General features: G+C 61.2%; 14 protein-coding genes. 2 read left to right on the top strand and 12 right to left on the bottom strand.

Annotated elements, in window-relative coordinates:
• Window positions 1–42: 42 nt before the first annotated feature.
• The 12 genes from C2L65_RS00765 to C2L65_RS00710 all read right to left on the bottom strand — a co-directional run bounded on the left by C2L65_RS00765 (window position 43) and on the right by C2L65_RS00710 (window position 13,332).
• Window positions 43–1,677: a response regulator gene (locus tag C2L65_RS00765; RefSeq protein ID WP_042314430.1), complete on the bottom strand. Its 1,635-nt coding sequence runs from the start codon at window positions 1,675–1,677 to the stop codon at window positions 43–45.
• Window positions 1,674–3,128, bottom strand: coding sequence for a sensor histidine kinase (locus C2L65_RS00760; RefSeq protein ID WP_042314431.1), 1,455 nt, complete (start codon window positions 3,126–3,128; stop codon window positions 1,674–1,676). Before C2L65_RS00760 ends, C2L65_RS00765 begins: the two co-directional genes overlap by 4 nt.
• Entirely contained in the window at window positions 3,097–4,254 is a 1,158-nt protein-coding gene (locus tag C2L65_RS00755; RefSeq protein ID WP_042314432.1) for an ATP-binding protein, read from the bottom strand. Before C2L65_RS00755 ends, C2L65_RS00760 begins: the two co-directional genes overlap by 32 nt.
• Complete coding sequence (locus C2L65_RS00750; RefSeq protein WP_042314433.1) at window positions 4,239–4,664, bottom strand: anti-sigma regulatory factor; 426 nt, start codon at window positions 4,662–4,664, stop codon at window positions 4,239–4,241. The genes C2L65_RS00755 and C2L65_RS00750 overlap by 16 nt, the downstream gene beginning before the upstream one ends.
• Window positions 4,665–4,683: 19 nt before the next feature.
• Entirely contained in the window at window positions 4,684–5,040 is a 357-nt protein-coding gene (locus C2L65_RS00745) for an STAS domain-containing protein (protein ID WP_042314434.1), read from the bottom strand.
• 9 nt (window positions 5,041–5,049) lie between these two features.
• On the bottom strand, window positions 5,050–5,913 hold the full coding sequence (locus C2L65_RS00740; protein WP_042314435.1) for an STAS domain-containing protein: 864 nt from the start codon (window positions 5,911–5,913) through the stop codon (window positions 5,050–5,052).
• Window positions 5,914–6,160: 247 nt separating this feature from the next.
• On the bottom strand, window positions 6,161–7,846 hold the full coding sequence (locus tag C2L65_RS00735) for a tannase/feruloyl esterase family alpha/beta hydrolase (RefSeq protein WP_042314439.1): 1,686 nt from the start codon (window positions 7,844–7,846) through the stop codon (window positions 6,161–6,163).
• Complete coding sequence (locus C2L65_RS00730; RefSeq protein WP_042314436.1) at window positions 7,843–8,952, bottom strand: OpgC domain-containing protein; 1,110 nt, start codon at window positions 8,950–8,952, stop codon at window positions 7,843–7,845. The genes C2L65_RS00735 and C2L65_RS00730 overlap by 4 nt, the downstream gene beginning before the upstream one ends.
• A gap of 381 nt (window positions 8,953–9,333) precedes the next feature.
• Window positions 9,334–9,705, bottom strand: coding sequence for a very short patch repair endonuclease (locus tag C2L65_RS47270; RefSeq protein WP_427910163.1), 372 nt, complete (start codon window positions 9,703–9,705; stop codon window positions 9,334–9,336).
• Window positions 9,706–9,804: 99 nt separating this feature from the next.
• The gene (locus C2L65_RS00720) at window positions 9,805–10,839 is read right to left on the bottom strand and encodes a restriction endonuclease (protein WP_156132386.1); all 1,035 of its coding nucleotides are present in this window, start codon (window positions 10,837–10,839) and stop codon (window positions 9,805–9,807) included.
• A gap of 61 nt (window positions 10,840–10,900) precedes the next feature.
• A complete protein-coding gene (locus C2L65_RS00715; RefSeq protein ID WP_042314437.1) occupies window positions 10,901–12,205 on the bottom strand; it encodes a DNA cytosine methyltransferase in 1,305 nt (434 codons plus the stop codon).
• Window positions 12,206–12,714: 509 nt separating this feature from the next.
• On the bottom strand, window positions 12,715–13,332 hold the full coding sequence (locus tag C2L65_RS00710; protein WP_158660404.1) for a hypothetical protein: 618 nt from the start codon (window positions 13,330–13,332) through the stop codon (window positions 12,715–12,717).
• 128 nt (window positions 13,333–13,460) lie between these two features.
• On the opposite strand from C2L65_RS00710, the gene istA reads away from it, so the two are divergent.
• Both istA and istB read left to right on the top strand, forming a co-directional pair.
• Window positions 13,461–14,939: an IS21 family transposase gene (istA, locus tag C2L65_RS00705; RefSeq protein WP_427910162.1), complete on the top strand. Its 1,479-nt coding sequence runs from the start codon at window positions 13,461–13,463 to the stop codon at window positions 14,937–14,939.
• A complete protein-coding gene (istB, locus tag C2L65_RS00700) occupies window positions 14,932–15,729 on the top strand; it encodes an IS21-like element helper ATPase IstB (RefSeq protein WP_042317367.1) in 798 nt (265 codons plus the stop codon). The genes istA and istB overlap by 8 nt, the downstream gene beginning before the upstream one ends.
• Window positions 15,730–15,734: the final 5 nt, after the last annotated feature.

Below are 15,734 nucleotides of genomic sequence, written 5' to 3'. Positions count from 1 at the left end.
TCGCGAGCTACCTTGCTTCGCTGCCTTCCGTTCGATGCGCCTTCACCCTGTCGCGTCCGACTGCACAGGTGTGCCCGGATTGCGTGGCATGCCGCTCGCGCCGTCCGCCGCGATCACGCGCTCGATGTCATCGAGCGAAGCGGGCTTCACCAGGTGATGATCGAAGCCCGCATCGCGCGTGCGTTGCCGGTCGCTTTCCTGACCATAGCCCGTGAGCGCGATCAGCAACGCGCCCGCCGTGGCCGGCTCGGCGCGCAACGCGCGCGCGACCTGATAGCCGTCGATGCCCGGCAAGCCGATATCCAGCAGCACGACTTCCGGCTTGAATTCGCCTGCTGTCGAGATCGCTGCCGCGCCGTCGTACATCACGCGCACGTCGTGGCCGAGCATTTCGAGCAGGATCGACATCGATTCAGCGCCGTCGACGCTGTCGTCGACCACCATCACGCGGCGCTTCACGTCCGGCGCGCTTTGGGTGTCACCGACGGGATTGGCAGCGACGGGCGCCGGGTTAGTCGCGGCGGCGTCGCCGGACGTCACCGCCGCGGACTTCACCGGACAAGGTGACGCTACGTTTTGTGACGCCGCTATCGGCAATGTCACAACGAATTCCGAGCCCATTCCAAGCCCCGCAGAAAATGCCTCGATAGTGCCGCCATGCAGTTCGGTGAGCGTCTTCGCGAGCGACAGCCCGATGCCAAGACCACCCTCCGAGCGCGCAAGCGAATCTTCCGATTGCATGAAAAGATTGAACACATCGGCCAGTTCGTTCGGCGGAATGCCGATGCCGTTGTCGCGCACGCGGATCGTCATGATGTCTTCGGCCGCGCTCGCGTCGAGCTCGATCACGCCGCCTTCGGGCGTGTACTTCGCCGCGTTCGACAGAAGATTGCTGATCACTTGCGCGACGCGAATCGGGTCGCCGTAGATCATGCATGACTGGTCGGGCACGTTGACGTGCAACGTGTGCTGCTTCTTCTGAATCGACGGCTGGTTCGCTTCGACAGCCGTCGCGACGGCGGCGGCGATATCAACGCATTCGATCTGCAGCGCGATCTTGCCGTGCGTGATGCGCGACACGTCGAGCAGATCGTCGACGAGCCGGCTCAGATGCTCCACCTGACGGCGCGCGATCATGCGCGCGTCGCGCACGGTGTCGTCGTTCGCGTGATGGCGTGGGTCCATCAACTCGACGGCATTGCGGATCGGCGCGAGCGGATTGCGCAGTTCATGCGCGAGCGTCGCGAGAAACTGGTCCTTGCGACGGTCGGCGTCGCGCAGCGCCTCTTCCGCGCGATGCAGCCGCAACAGCGCGCGCACGTTGGCGGCGAGTTCGGCCGGCTCGATCGGCTCGGTCAGATAGCTGTCCGCGCCGACGTCGAGCGCACGGACCTTGTCGAACGATTGCACGGCAGCCGCCGACGTCTGCAGGATCAGCGTCGAGCGCGTGCGCGGATCGCGCTTGAGAATCGAGCAGACCTCGATGCCGCTGATGTCGGGCAGCTTCACGTCGAGCAGCACGAGCGCCGGGTTGTGCGCACGCACCTGATCGAGTGCGCCCTGGCCCGTCGCCGCCTCGATCACCTCGAAACCGGCATGCACGAGCACGCGCGTTTTTGCGTAACGCGCGCCGTCGTTGTCGTCGACGTTGAGGATCAGCGGAGCGGCAACCGTCATGAGGCGCCTCCGTGCGCGACGGCCGGGCCGCCGGCTGCGTCGTCCGCGCCCGGTCCGGCGACCGCTTCGATCGTGAGCGGCAGCGTCGCGAAGAAGGTCGAGCCGACGCCCGGCTTGCTGTCGACGCCCGCATAACCGCCGAGCAGCGCGGCGAGCTTGCGGCACAGCGGCAGGCCGAGGCCCGTTCCCTTGACCCGCTGCTGCAGATGGTTCTGCACCTGGCCAAACTCCTCGAAAATCACTTGCTGGTGCTCCTCGGCGATGCCAATTCCCGTGTCGGCCACGAAGAACGTGACGTGGTCGCCATCCGGCTCCATTCGCGCGCCGACGCGTATCTCCCCGCGCTCGGTAAATTTGAGCGCGTTGGAGACGAAATTACGCAGTATCTGCGTGAGCTTGGCTTCGTCGGTGAAGATGGGTGGCAAACCGTACGCGTCCTCGAAAATCAGCTTCACCGACGGATCAGTCTGCAGCGGCGTCAGCATCGGGCGCAACGCCGCAAAGAGCTCGGTGGCCTTGAACCACACAGGCGTCACCTCGGTACGGCCTGCTTCGATCTTGGCGAGATCGAGCAGATCGTTGACGATTTCGGTTAGATCCTCGGCCGACTTGCGGATAAGTAGCACTTGGCGTTCCTGCTCGGCGGAAAGATCGCCGTCAAGCCGGTTCACCAGCAGATTCGACAGCGCCCGGATCGAGCTGAGCGGCGTGCGCAGCTCGTGACTCATGTTCGACAGGAAGCGCGACTTCATCGTGTCGGCGCGGCGCAGTTCGTCCGCGCGTTCGTCCAGCTCCGCGTACAGCGCGACCACCCCGCGATTGGTGGCTTCGAGTTCCAGCGTGAGGCGCGTCAACTCGTCCTGACGGTCGCGCAGTTCCGTCAGCGTGGAGAGGAGTTCGCGGTTCTGTTCGAGCACTTCGTCGAACGAGCGGCGTGCCGCGTCTTCGGCGCTCGTTGCGCCGCCCGGGCGTCTGCCCAGCGCGTTTTGCTGGACGAGGCTGCGCATGATCGCGTCGATACCCGTCGCGGCCATTTCGGGGCGGTCGACGGGCAGGAAGCGCGCCATCGCCACAGTCGTGCCACGCTCCAGCGACGATTCGATGTCGCACCGGTCCATCAGCCGGCGGCTGCCGGCAATGCCGCGGCCCATGCCCGTCGACGACTGGTAGGTGCCGTCGAGCACCGATTCGAGTTCGCGGATGCCGGGCCCCTGGTCGCGCACGTCGATGAGAAGCGCTTGCGGCCTCGACGCGCCGTCGAACGCGAACGTCACCTCGCCGCCATACGCGTATTCGAATGCATTGCGCGCGATCTCGGAGACCGCGCTCGCGATGCGCGTCTGGTCGAGCGTGGAGAAGCCAAAGCCCGCGGCGATCGCGCGAGCCTTGCGGCGCGCGGCGACGACGTCTTCCTCAGCCTCAAGCCGGATGCGCAATATGGGGGTCGTCATGCCTGAAATGTACTCCCTGGTCTGCCTTGACAACCACCACAGTGGCGTCGTCGCGGCGGCGCGAAAAATCGCGGTACAGGACGGCGGCAATCATCACGGCCGGCTGCAGATGCAAGCCCGGATAGGCGGCTAAATCCCAGCGCGTGCCGATGCCGTCCGAATGCAGGATGAGCAGCGCGTCGCGCGTCCACGGCACTTCGAACTCCTGCGAGTCGCGCATCGTATGACCGACGATGCCGTTGCGCGACGTCAGCTGCCAGGTGTTGCGCGTGCTGTCGGCCGCCGTGCTCGCGTTATGGCTCGTGCCGCCGCCGACGAGCGCCGGCTTGCCGGTATTGAAGATCGATGCCGCGATGTTGCCTGTGCCCGTGAAGACGAGTTGCGAGCGCGCGAGATCCAGCCGCGCAATGGCGACGGCGGCGCCGCGCGTTGGGCGCAGCGCGCCGTGCGCGAGTTCCATCAGCGCGGCGGGCGAACGGCCCGCGCGCCGCCGCGCGACCTCGACCGCGCCTGCTGCCGCGACATGCGCGTCGGGGCCGTGGCCGAGACCATCGGCGAGCGTGACGGTCAAGCCGTCCTGGTCCGCTTCGATGCCCCACGCGTCGCCGCATACGGATTCGCCCGGATACGGCACGCAGATGCCGCCGATGTCGGTGCCCGCCGCTGCGCGTGCCGGTCGCTCGTGCCCGCCGCGGCTACGCACCACGGCGCGCAGCACCGTGCCGAGATTCGGCTGCGAATACACCGACAACTCTTCCGACAAGCGCCGGATCGCGCCGAGCCCCGTGCCTGGCGAGCCCGCCGTCGAGCTGCCGTCGCGGAACGCGAGCTGCACGTCCTGCATGCCTGAGCCTTTGTCGATCGCGATGATCTCGACGCCATTGGCAAACGTGCCCGCAGTATCCGAAGGCAGGACGCGCACGAGCAGCTCGCCGTGCTGCGCGTGCTTGAGAATGTTGGTCGCCGCCTCCGTCACGATCAGCGCGACGCGGCCCAAGTCCGTTTCGTTCAACGCGCCCTTTTGCGCTGCGTCATTGGCGCCGCGCCGCGCGAACGCGACACTGCTTGCGTCGGCGATTTCGAACGACGCGTGCATGGCACGCAGACCGCTCAGCGAAGTTTCCATTTGGTGATCGACACTGTCGTGCCTTTCCCTGGTTCTGACTGGATTTCAAACTCGTCGCACAGACGCCGCGCGCCGCCGAGCCCGAGGCCGAGACCCGAGCCGCTCGTGAAGCCGTCCTGCAACGCGCGTTCGATATCCGGAATGCCCGCGCCCTGGTCGACGAACGTCAGCTTCAGGCCTTTGCGCGTGCCGTTGAGCAGCACGCTCAACGTCGCGTCGCCGCCTCCGCCGTACAAAAGCGTGTTGCGTGCCAGTTCGCTCGCGGCCGTGACGAACTTCGTCTGATCGACGAGCGAGAAACCTTGTGCAATGGCTTCGTCGCGCACGATCTGGCGAAGCTTGACGATCTCCTGATCCGAGCGCAGACCGACTTCGACAGTCGATGTCACCACTACGCCGAATGAGTTCATGTGTGAGCGCCCCGAATAATCAGCGCTGTCGCTGCTTGAGCAGCGCCATGCCTCGTTCGACGTTGAGCGCCGTGCGCACACCCGTCAACGTGAGTCCCAGTTCGACCAGCGTGATCGCGACGGACGGCTGCATGCCGACCACGACGGTCTGCGCATCGAGCACCGTCGCCATGGCAGCCGTGTTGCTGATCATGCGGCCGATGAACGAGTCGACGATATCGAGCGCAGAAATGTCGATCAGCACGCCTTTCGCCTTGTCTTTCACGATGCGCGCGGTCAGGTCGTCCTGAAGCGTGATGGCGAGGCGGTCGTGCATGTCCACCTGAATCGCGACGATCAGGCAATCGCCCAACCGCAGGATTGGAATGCGATCCATGGCGTCACCTTAACCGGCGGCGCGCGTCGGAATGCTCGACCCGCTCTTTTGCAGCGCGATGATGAAAGCATCCGCCAGCGTGGACTTCGTGATCACGTTGGTCAGGTCGACGCCGAGATGCACGATGGTCTGCGCAATCTGCGGACGAATGCCGCTGATGATGCAATCCGCGCCCATCAGACGCGCGGCTGCGACGGTCTTCAGCAAGTGTTGCGCGACGAGGGTGTCGACGGTTGGAACGCCTGTGATGTCGATGATCGAAATCGCGGCACCTGTTTCGACGATCTTTTCCAGCAGGCTTTCCATCACCACTTGCGTGCGCGCCGAATCGAGCGTGCCGATCAGCGGCAGAGCGAGAATCCCGTCCCATAGCTGCACGACGGGCGTCGACAGTTCGAGCAGTTCTTCCTGTTGACGCGCGATGATCGCTTCACGGCTGCGCTGGAACACTTCTGTCGTGTAGAGGCCGAGCGAGTCGAGAATCAGGTTCACCGCCCAGCTCATGTCTGCGAGTTCTTGCGGCTGGCTGCTGTACTCCTCGCGCAGGCGCATATAGAGCGGCTGCTTCAGTGAGAACACGAAGGTCGCCGTTTCGACGGGCGTAAAGCCCTGGCGCGCGCGATGCGCGGACATGTCGGCGAGAAACGCCCGTACGGGTTCCCATTCGGGGCGCGACGCGTCCAGCGTATCGGCTTTGGCGAGTGTGTCGGAGAAGATGTTCAGGAAGTTTCGGAACTGGTCGCTCATCTCCGCTTCTGTGGCGAGCCCGCGCCGCAGCGAGATCGATAGATGCTGGTTCAACCATTCTGTGAGCAGCGTGTCGCGATGACGCGTCAGCACCTCGACGAGGGCCGCGCTTTTAGAAGCGGTCATAAGGTCTCCGGGGGAGTGCAGGTAAATTTTGCTCAATAGTTTGTGTGCAAACTGTTCACGCACAGTCGATGCGCGCAAACATTACCGGAAGGCGTGTGATGACAGCAGATAGCAGCGCCTTGCGGGATGATCGCCCAATACTACAGGGGCGCTGCGTGATTGCGGGTGAAATGAGGGCCGAAATGTGCGGTGCGCGACAGCGTTTTTATGGCTTCGTGACGCGCGCTTTCATCTGACCAGCGGACGCTCAAGGTTCGCTGCAGGCGAAGTTGTTGGCTTCGTTGAGATTGCCCTTGCCGAGGTAGCGCGGGTACATCGGATAGCGGCACAGTGGACGCGAGCGGCCGTTGGTTGGCGGGGAGATGTCGGTGGCGAGCAGCGTTTCAGGAGAGACACCGCGCGTAACCCAGCTGTCGAGTGCGCCGAGCAGATCGACGGATGGAATGAACACGCCGCCGCCATGCTGGAAGCCCGGCACCATGTAGAGACGCATGAAGGCGTTCACGCGCTCATCGCCGTATAGGTCGACGAGGCGGTCGTAGTAGGCGATCGTCTGGTTGGGGCTGATGACTTCGTCGGCGAGACCTTGCATTGTTATCAGCTTGCCGCCTTTTGCGATGAAGCGGCCAAGATCGGGATTCATTGCGCCGATGACCTGCGAGAGCGTGATCAGTTGCTTCTGGTATTTGCCGGGGTGCTGTACGTCGAATTTGATTGAATCGTACGTGGGATCTTGGGTGACGAAGTAGCGGATGAAGCCGTCGGCTTGTGCGAACAGATAGCCGTTGCCTGTGAAGGTAGGCGATGTTTGACGCGCCGGGTCGCGGCCGAGTCCCAGCATGCCGTTCAGGCGGGTGCCCTGGAAGACGTTGTAGCCGTGGTAGCCGCTGACGTCGTAGGCGAGTTTGTATGGCAGTTTCAGGCCGTCGCGCAGGATGTTAAGTGTCGATAGTTGTGCGTCCGTTAGACAGCCGCCTTCGTGGGCGTACGACGTGCCGCGATGGCAACGCAGCGCATCGATGATCTCGGGTTCGCGCTGGCGGCATTCGGCGACGTCGCTGACGATGCCGTCCGTCGCGCCGTCGAGCTTGTCGCAGACTTCGACGGACTTTTGGTAGACGCGTTCGAGTAGCGCGGGTGGGACGAAGCCGCCGGGTGTTGCGTACTCGGCCTGGCCGAGGCGTATGCCGATCAGGCGCACGCCTGAGAAATTGAGCGCGGGGGAATCGGCGATTACGCCGTCGTAGTCGTCGGGGAAACGCTGCATCACCGTGTAGCCCTCGCGACCACCCGTCGATCCGCCCGCGAAGTACATGCGGTCGGGTGGATGGCCGTACATGCGTACGATGAGCGCGAGAGCCGCGTCGTGGGTTTTCTTCAGATGCGCGTAGCCGAAGTTCACGACGGCTTCATCGACAAGTCCGAAGACCGCGAGTGCGGAATTGCCGACGTGGCCGGAGTCGTCGCCGAAGGTTACGTAGCCTTGGGCTAGCGGTGCGCGGATCGGTGAGAACGGCATCACCCCGATGCCCGTTACGACCGTGCCGTTGTAGCCGCCGCCGCCGACCTGCAATGCGCGGCCGTTCCAGCGGCGTGGCAGGTTCAGGTCGAAGCGGATGTCGGGTGTCGTGCCTTTTATTGCGCGGATGACGCCGGTGATGCGGCAGAACTCGCCTGCGCCGTTGCCGGGGGTTTGGGCTGTTATTACGGTTGCGGATTCGACGTGGGCGCCGTGGGTCGGGAGTGCGATGGTTTCGGCGTCTAGCCAGAGGTCGTTTAGGTCCGTGCAGCGGGTGGCGAACGGGGGTTGTTTTGGGGCGGTTGGTGTTTGGGTTTCGGGTGTTGCCGCCGTTGCTGCGCTCGCAGCGCAGCATAGGAGCGCCGTGCGTGCTAGCCAGAGCGCCGCACGCGGCCATGCGATACCGCGCTTCATCGGCAGTCGGCTCCGCTGACGGCGGCGCGTGGCTGCGTCGGGCCCTTCCATTCCTTCCAGAAACGCGCGAGGAGCAGCACGGCGGTGATCGCTACGAGGTCGCCGGCGAGCGCTGCGAGACCGTGGGTCAAGCCGTGGATGCTGTGCGGCGTCGCTGTGTCGACGATCAGAGAGATCAGCGTGCCGCCGACGAAGCACACTAACCCCGTCTGCCCGACCTTGATGACGGCTGGCGCTTTGTGCGCGAGTTTCGCGATGGTGCCGGCGCGGACAAGGACGACGGCAAGCCAGGCGATGGCAAGGAAGTTGATCACGCGTTCAATCGACAGGTTCTGTTTCAGGTGGCCAGGGAGCGGTTGGGTCAGGATGAAAAGCTTCACCACTGCGAAGGCTAGCACGGCTGTTACGGCGACTCTTGTTAACCAGCGGCCGGGTTTCGATTCCAGGAATTGATCTGAAACCGGACGCTCACGGCACAGGATACCGATCACAAACATCAGTTGCCAGGCGAAAGGGTTGAAAGCCCAGTCGCTGACGTCGTCTATGGCGAAGAGTTTGGCTAGGGGTATTGCTAGCGCCCAGATTGCGAGGCTTGCCGTCAGAGCGGTGAGTGGGGCTTTGCGGGCTAGTGGGACGATGAAGGGGACGGTGATCGCGAAGATCACGTACATCGGTAAGACGCTTGATAGGTAGGGCTGACGTCTGAGGATTGCTATATCGAATGCTTCTCTGATCGGTGCCGCCGCGAATAATGGCCAGCCTGTCAGGTCGACCATTGGACGGTTCAGTTGCAGTAGCTGCAGGATCGCGCCTGAGAGTAATGTGAGGACCGCTGTTAGCAGGTAGGCGCGGTAAATCTCCCAGCAGCGTCTGTAGAAGCGGTTGTGGGCTGCCTTTTCGCCTTTCTTGCTTAGGACCGCGCCGTAGGCGGCTGCTGAGGCGTAGCCTCCCAGGCATACGAAAACCTCTGCTGAGTCACACAGCGCGTATGCGTGCAACATCAAGTGCTGCAACACCCCGCCCGGTATGTGGTCGAGCACGATCACGATCAGCACGATTCCTCGGAAAAAATCCACTTCGATAGAACGCGGGCGGTGCGAATCCATTCGAAAGGCTCATTTGGCAGGTGCTGAGCGCGTAGCGCGGTTTGTGCTGCGCTGCGGGTCGCAAGGTGTCGGGGTTTACGTGGTGTAGGAGCCGTAGCGTGTGAGAACGTTCCATGCTTACGCACGTTGTAAGGGGATGTTGTGGAAATGAAGTGGTTGGGCGCAAAAGCCCTTGCAAAGATTCCGTCGGCGAGCAGGCGTTTAATTGATGTGTATTAGCCTGGACCGGACCTGACAGGAAGTCGGGGAAGCTGGTTTGTCATCCTGCTGTCAGCCTCGGAGAAGTGATGGCAACCATTCGACAACGAAACGACCGCTGGCAGGCAATTGTGAAGCGCGTAGGCCACCCTCCCGCCTCGGCCACGACCTCGGACGCTACCGTCAAGAAGAGCACAGTGCGCGTCGAAGCCGTGCGACAAGCTTCTCTTCGTCTCTTAAACAATGTTCCCAGATTCGCACGACCTTCCAACCTTCTTGACGCAGATACCTGCTAACAAGTCGATCTCTAGAGCGATTTACGGCAACCTTCCTCGTCCAGAAATCAGAATTCGTACGGGGGCATTTATAGCACTTTGGACAACCATGCCAAAAACACCCATCCACGAAAACTACGGTACGGTGGGCTCGGAAGGTGAAGTCTGGGCAGCCGAATATTGGTAGATGTCGTCGCCAACCGGAAAGTCCATGCTTGCGCAAAATGCGCGCTAAGCGAAGCTCGGTGGAACGATTTCGCTTGCTCCGCACCGCAGACATGATTTTTGATCTCTGTGGCGTGGTAACGCCTTGGAATCGAAGTCCGGCATAAGAAACCATTCGTTCCTCTGCTGTCTACGGCACGGCACCACTCACGGCTTATGCGTCGTCGTCAGCTTCCGACTCGTCACTCAAAGCGAAGTCCTCGCGCCTGAGAATCAGCCGCTGATGCGCGCCGACAGCCAGTTGAATATGGCCATTGTCGAGGCGTCGAGCTGTTAGATCGAGCAACTGGCCTCCGAAGTTCGACACCATATGAATCGGGGCACTGACATAGCGGTCGATGAACGTTGCCATTGTGGGCCCCGCCTCGAATTCCAGGTGATGCCACGCGTCGTCACCGACATAGGCTTCGCCGCCATGCGCCCTAAATGCCGCTTGCAAGTCGGCGAGGCGGGGATTCGGAGTTGGATCCAACACCAAGAGAATCGGCTTTGCGCCGGACGCGCGGCAGTCACGTGCGAAATCCAATTCCTCTCCAAAACGGCCCTGCCCACTTGCAGCGATCGTTACTCGGAGCTTGAACTCGTAAGCGAGCTTGTCCCCGTTTGGCAATATCTTCCAGCAATCTACCTGCCTTCCCTTGGTGCCGTCTCCTGCACGCGTCACCGCTTTTGCCCTTGCTCCCTTCGGTTCGCCCCCGAGAGCGGCCGCCAAGATCGGCTCGAAGAGGTAGCCGGTTTCCTGCGCCGAGCGGTTATCGAGGTCATAGAACCACTTGCGCCAGGTTAGCCATGATGCAAGAGCGTCCGGCTCGATTCCACCATATTCGACCAACGCTCGAGGGGATACCTGCACCATAGTGGGAATCGGTTGCGCCGACAAAATTCGAGCATATTTCTTACGGCGCTTGTGAAGCGAACTCAGACAGTGCAAGTAGGTATTGAAATCTGGAATCTCCCCACGCCCTCTTAGCATCAAGTCGATGTGATCGATCTGACCCGTGCCTTGCACATCGTACTGTGCCTCGAACCAGGCGAGCGGCGTCGCATAATAGTCTTGGTCTGGAACGATTGTCGCCTGGAGCTCTGCCGGTAACAGTTGCGCACGGTCCGTGTCGCGATAAATGACGCCGATCAAACGTGCCAATTCGGCTCCGGAAAGCACGACTGGCAGCGCGGTGGCAATACCCAACGAAGTTACCTTGGTTAGAAACGTTGACGCTTCTGCGTCAAGTCTTATGTCTCTCGGCATTTCAGGCGAAAAGTTGTTGCTGTTGAAGAGTTCCCAGAAGTGACGCGGTTCTCTGAAGCGCGGGACTCATACCGGTTGCTTCGGTCAGGACAAAGCCTAGCAGCTTCGCCGAAAGCTCGCGGCGATCGGCATCGGGCAACGAGAGGCCGCTCCCAAATCTGCCGTCGAGCGTTTTCAGATGATTTGCAAGAACCATTGAGGCCAGAGGCGGAACTGCGTTGCCTATCTGCTGCGCCACACTCGCAGCGTTGCCAACGAACTCGTATCGGTCCGGAATAGATTGGATTCTGGCGCACTCGCGCAGCGTCAAGGGGCGGTTGTGTACGGGATGGATGAACTCCCTGGACGCCGCGCTGGTAATGGTTAAGCAATTTAGATGGCCGTGTAGTCGCTTTATGCCTGACGGTGCCCCACCTCTACGCTCCGTGGGCGTACCATCTTTGACGCGCCGAAAAGCTCGGCGTCGGAAGCTGTCATGCCAAAGATGCTCAGGTAGGTCTTTCATCGTATGGCCCGGTAGCAAATGAGCAAACCTTTCAGCCTCGCTTGGGCTGGGGGCGACATATGAGTGAAGTGAAACATGACCGTAATCGTTGCCGAGGCGCATGAACGCTTCGAAGGCGTCACTTGAAGCTACCGCTTCATACGGTACACGACCAGCAAGATCTGTCGTCGCTTGACCTAATCCAGCAGTCGCCAGTTCGAACGACGGAGCGAGGGGCTTTTCGGAACGCTTCTTCGACTTGCCCGATTCGAAGGAGTGAGTCTCGTCAGGAAAGATGAAGTCTGCGCCCAATCGGTTCCCAATGATGAGCACGCGCTTACGCGTTTGCGGAACTCCGTACGACGCAAAATTGACTTTATGCACCCGAACTGAATACCCGATGCGAAGAAACTCGCTGACTAGCGCATAAAGCGCGTCTCCGTGGCCCGACGTCAGCAGACCCTCGACGTTCTCGAAAATGAACCATCGGGGCCTGACTTCTTCGACAATACGTAAGTAGTTGAAGATCAAACGATTTCGGGGATCCGCCGCATCTCTCGCCCCAGCTGTGCTGAAACCTTGGCAGGGAGGGCCCCCGATGATCGCGAACGGTTCCTTACCCCCAAGCGCGTCCACAAAAAAGCTCGGCGATATCTCCGCAAGATCGACCGAATGGCAGGCACTTCCTATATTTGCTTCATAAGACGCACACGCATCATTGTTGATCTCAGCACCGCAAATGGGCTTGAGTCCAGCTAGGGTGAAGCCATAGGAGAATCCCCCTGCCCCTGAAAATAACGAAATAACGTCGTCGGATTGCATTCGAAATGTGTCTTTCCGTTGTCTTCGCGCGTACGACCTCTGTCGTTGCCATTCATCTGGCGTGCTCGGCGAGCAAATTATACAGATGTCAATACTGGCGAAAACGTGGATGGCGGCGAGGTGGGGAACGATGATGACCGGTGAAACGTGTGGATTTCAACGGGCCGCCAAGCCTAACAGAGTCGACCAGCTCGCTGAGCATATGTCATTCTGCTACGAGGGGTAGGCGCTCGACTGTCACCTTGTGTCACCCTGCGGGGTGGCAAATCAAACGATGACAGAAACGACGCCCAAGAAAAAACCGGTCTAGGCGACCGGTTTTAAAGGGAATTCGTGGTGGAGCGGAGGGCCACGAAAACGTTGCAAAAACGCCAAAAGAACAGGCAGAATTTCTCGCCGCGGCGTTTCAGTGTGCCCCGGAATTTGCCCCGAAGCCGATGTCGCTGCAAATCTGGCCTGAAAGTCCGACCGCAGAAACTGCAACAGCGCTGCCTAAGAGCGCCGCCACTTCACCCATTATCGTCAAATCTGGCCGGCTCCGCTGACCGCTTTTTGAATGAAGCAGGCCAGATTTGCGCGGGCGTCCCACAGCGCATGATGCTGATGGCCGTGTTCGCGAAAAACGCCTCAGGTCCTGAGTTCAGCCTGGTCCAGATGTTCTCCTGCTCCCATCCTGTCAGAAGGTCCCCCATCAGGCTTTCATGTATTCGCAGGTCCACGTCGTTGTCGCAACAGCGGATGGGGCGGTCGCGAACCGGGCTGCGCAGCAGCCAGGCCATCACTGCCCCGTGCGAAGCGACGCAAGCCATCGCCCGACCAACTGGTGTACCAAGTTGGGGCAGGACAGTTTCCTGCACAAACTCGCTGCATCGGGACGGGTCGAAGTCGCTTGATTCGGCATAGAACTCGTCTCCACTTTCAGCGACGAGCGCGAGACCGATGTGTTGATGGTCATGCAAATTGGTGAGCTCGGTGCGGGTGCCTGCCTTGCGCGCACGGGCGCGACCAGCCGCCGAAAAAGGCGAGGAGGGCTTAGGCGACGTCGTGGTGGCACTGTTTGTTATCTGGGCAGTCGCAGTCTTCCTGATGGCGCTGAACGACCTGACGTATCGTCTGTTGATGTCCACGGAGAATTGACCCACCTGAGGCCGTAGTTTTCATCGAATTTTGACCCACGTGATTGAATGCCCTGCTCAATCTTTGAGCGGGGGCAACAAGGGTGATCACGGTGGGCATACTGGCCAAGATCCGGCGGATGTATTTCCGCGAGAAGGTCCCGCTGCGCGAGATTGCGAGGCGAACGGGCCTGTCCCGAAACACGGTGCGCACGTGGCTGCGGCAGGCCGACGCCACCGAGCCGAAGTACCCGAAGCGCATCAGTCCCAGTGTTATCGATGACTGGGCTGCGCAACTGACGGGCTGGCTACGGGCAGACAGTCACCGACCGAAGCGTGACCGACGCACGGCGCGCTTCATGTTCGAGGCAATCCGTGAACAGGGCTATGCCGGCAGCTACGGCCGTGTCAGTGCATTCGTGCGTCGCTGGCACGAGGAGCAGACCGAAGCGCCGCGCAAGAAGGCCTATGTGCCGCTGGCGTTCGAACCCGGCGAGGCATTCCAGTTCGACTGGAGTTGCGAGTACGCCTTCATCGGCGGTCTGCGACGCCGTCTCGAAGTCGCCCACGTCAAACTGAACGCCAGTCGTGCCTTCTGGCTGATCGCGTATCCCACGCAGAGTCACGAGATGCTGTTCGATGCCCATGCACGCGCATTTGCCGCGTTCGGTGGCGTCCCGCGCCGTGGCATCTACGACAACATGAAGACCGCCGTGGACAAGGTCGGGCGTGGCAAGGAGCGAGCGGTCAACGCGCGTTTCGAAGCGATGTGTGGTCACTACCTGTTCGAGCCAGAGTTCTGCAACCGGGCCGCTGGCTGGGAGAAAGGCATCGTTGAGAAGAACGTTCAGGACCGGCGTCGGCAGATCTGGCACGAGGCCGCACTGCGGCGCTGGGACACGCTGGACATCCTGAACGAATGGGTCGCTGGCCAGTGCCGTCAGGCCTGGCAGATGCGTCACCCACAGTGGCCAGAGCTGACGGTTGAGGATGTGCTCCAGGACGAACGCACGAGGCTGATGCCCAATCCCCGTCCGTTTGATGGCTACGTTGAGCAGACCCTGCGTGTGTCGTCCACCAGCCTCATTCACTTCCAGCGTAACCGTTACAGCGTACCGACCGAGTACACGAACCAGCTTGTGAGCGTGCGTTGCTATCCCGCGTATCTGAGCGTCGTCGTCGACGCCCTTGAGATTGCCCGCCACGAACGCAGCTTCGAGCGGCACATGACCTTCTACGACTGGCGCCACTACATCACGCTTGTGGAACGCAAACCGGGCGCATTACGTAACGGCGCCCCGTTTGCGACGATGCCGCAGCCGTTGCAGCAGCTTCAGCGCTATCTCCTGAAGCACCCGGGCGGCGACCGCGTCATGACGCAGGTGCTGGCGGCTGTACCGGAACACGGGCTTGATGCCGTACTGCTCGCCGTGCAGGCCGCGCTGGATTCAGGCCGTCCAAGCGTTGACCACGTGCTCAACGTTCTGAGCCGGCTCAAGGGACCAGTCGCAAACCAGAACGTCGCCGCAACGAGGCTCCAGCTCGTCGAGGAGCCTGCCGCCGATGTAGATCGTTACGAGAGCCTGCGCACCAACCCACCGGAGGATCGCCATGTCTAACGACGTCACGGCCCAGCTAAAGAGCCTCAAGCTGCATGGCATGGCCAGCAGCTGGCCCGAACTGCTGGCTCAATCGCGCCACACCGAGTTCGAGCCCGAGCGTTTCATGAAGCAGCTTCTGCAGGCAGAAACGGCCGAGCGGCAGGTGCGCTCGATCGCTTACCAGATGACTGCTGCACGATTCCCGGCTCACCGCGACCTGAAGGGCTTCGACTTCTCGGAGGCACGCGTTGATGAAGCGCTGATCCATGAGCTGAATGATCTGGCGTTTCTCGCAAGCGCACACAACGTCGTGTTCATCGGCGGACCCGGCACCGGCAAAACCCATCTGGCCACAGCGATCGGAATCGAAGCGGTGCAACGGCAAGGCAAGCGTGTGCGGTACTTCTCAACGGTCGAGCTGACCAACGCGCTGGAACTCGAGAAGACAGCCGGCAAACAAGGGCAGATTGCACACAAACTGATGTACGTCGATCTGGTGATTCTCGATGAACTGGGCTACCTGCCGTTCAGCCAGACTGGCGGGGCGCTACTGTTCCATCTGCTCTCGAAGCTGTATGAACACACGAGCGTGGTGATCACGACGAACCTGAGCTTCGGGGAATGGGCCAACGTGTTTGGCGATGCAAAGATGACAACGGCGCTTCTGGACCGCGTCACCCATCACTGCCATATCGTTGAAACGGGCAATGAATCGTGGCGCTTCAGGACCAGTTCTGCCAAAGCAAAAGCGACGAGAAAGAGAGCTTCAAAGACGACAGACGGCGAAGAGTTATCCACATCGGAATAGATGCA

The organism is Paraburkholderia terrae (genome assembly GCF_002902925.1).
Taxonomy (GTDB): Bacteria; Pseudomonadota; Gammaproteobacteria; order Burkholderiales; family Burkholderiaceae; genus Paraburkholderia; species Paraburkholderia terrae.
The sequence above is the reverse complement of the archived record's forward strand: the minus strand, read 5'-3'. Positions and strand labels throughout refer to the sequence as shown.

Coding starts and splice junctions, on each gene's coding strand:
- C2L65_RS00750 (WP_042314433.1), bottom strand. CDS start 4,664: ATGAACTCATTCGGCGTAGTGGTGACATCGACTGTCGAAGTCGGTCTG.
- C2L65_RS00715 (WP_042314437.1), bottom strand. CDS start 12,205: ATGCAATCCGACGACGTTATTTCGTTATTTTCAGGGGCAGGGGGATTC.
- C2L65_RS00740 (WP_042314435.1), bottom strand. CDS start 5,913: ATGACCGCTTCTAAAAGCGCGGCCCTCGTCGAGGTGCTGACGCGTCAT.
- C2L65_RS00755 (WP_042314432.1), bottom strand. CDS start 4,254: ATGGAAACTTCGCTGAGCGGTCTGCGTGCCATGCACGCGTCGTTCGAA.
- C2L65_RS47270 (WP_427910163.1), bottom strand. CDS start 9,705: ATGTCTGCGGTGCGGAGCAAGCGAAATCGTTCCACCGAGCTTCGCTTA.
- istA (WP_427910162.1), top strand. CDS start 13,461: ATGTATTTCCGCGAGAAGGTCCCGCTGCGCGAGATTGCGAGGCGAACG.
- C2L65_RS00765 (WP_042314430.1), bottom strand. CDS start 1,677: ATGACGGTTGCCGCTCCGCTGATCCTCAACGTCGACGACAACGACGGC.
- C2L65_RS00735 (WP_042314439.1), bottom strand. CDS start 7,846: ATGAAGCGCGGTATCGCATGGCCGCGTGCGGCGCTCTGGCTAGCACGC.
- C2L65_RS00760 (WP_042314431.1), bottom strand. CDS start 3,128: ATGACGACCCCCATATTGCGCATCCGGCTTGAGGCTGAGGAAGACGTC.
- C2L65_RS00730 (WP_042314436.1), bottom strand. CDS start 8,952: ATGGATTCGCACCGCCCGCGTTCTATCGAAGTGGATTTTTTCCGAGGA.
- C2L65_RS00745 (WP_042314434.1), bottom strand. CDS start 5,040: ATGGATCGCATTCCAATCCTGCGGTTGGGCGATTGCCTGATCGTCGCG.
- istB (WP_042317367.1), top strand. CDS start 14,932: ATGTCTAACGACGTCACGGCCCAGCTAAAGAGCCTCAAGCTGCATGGC.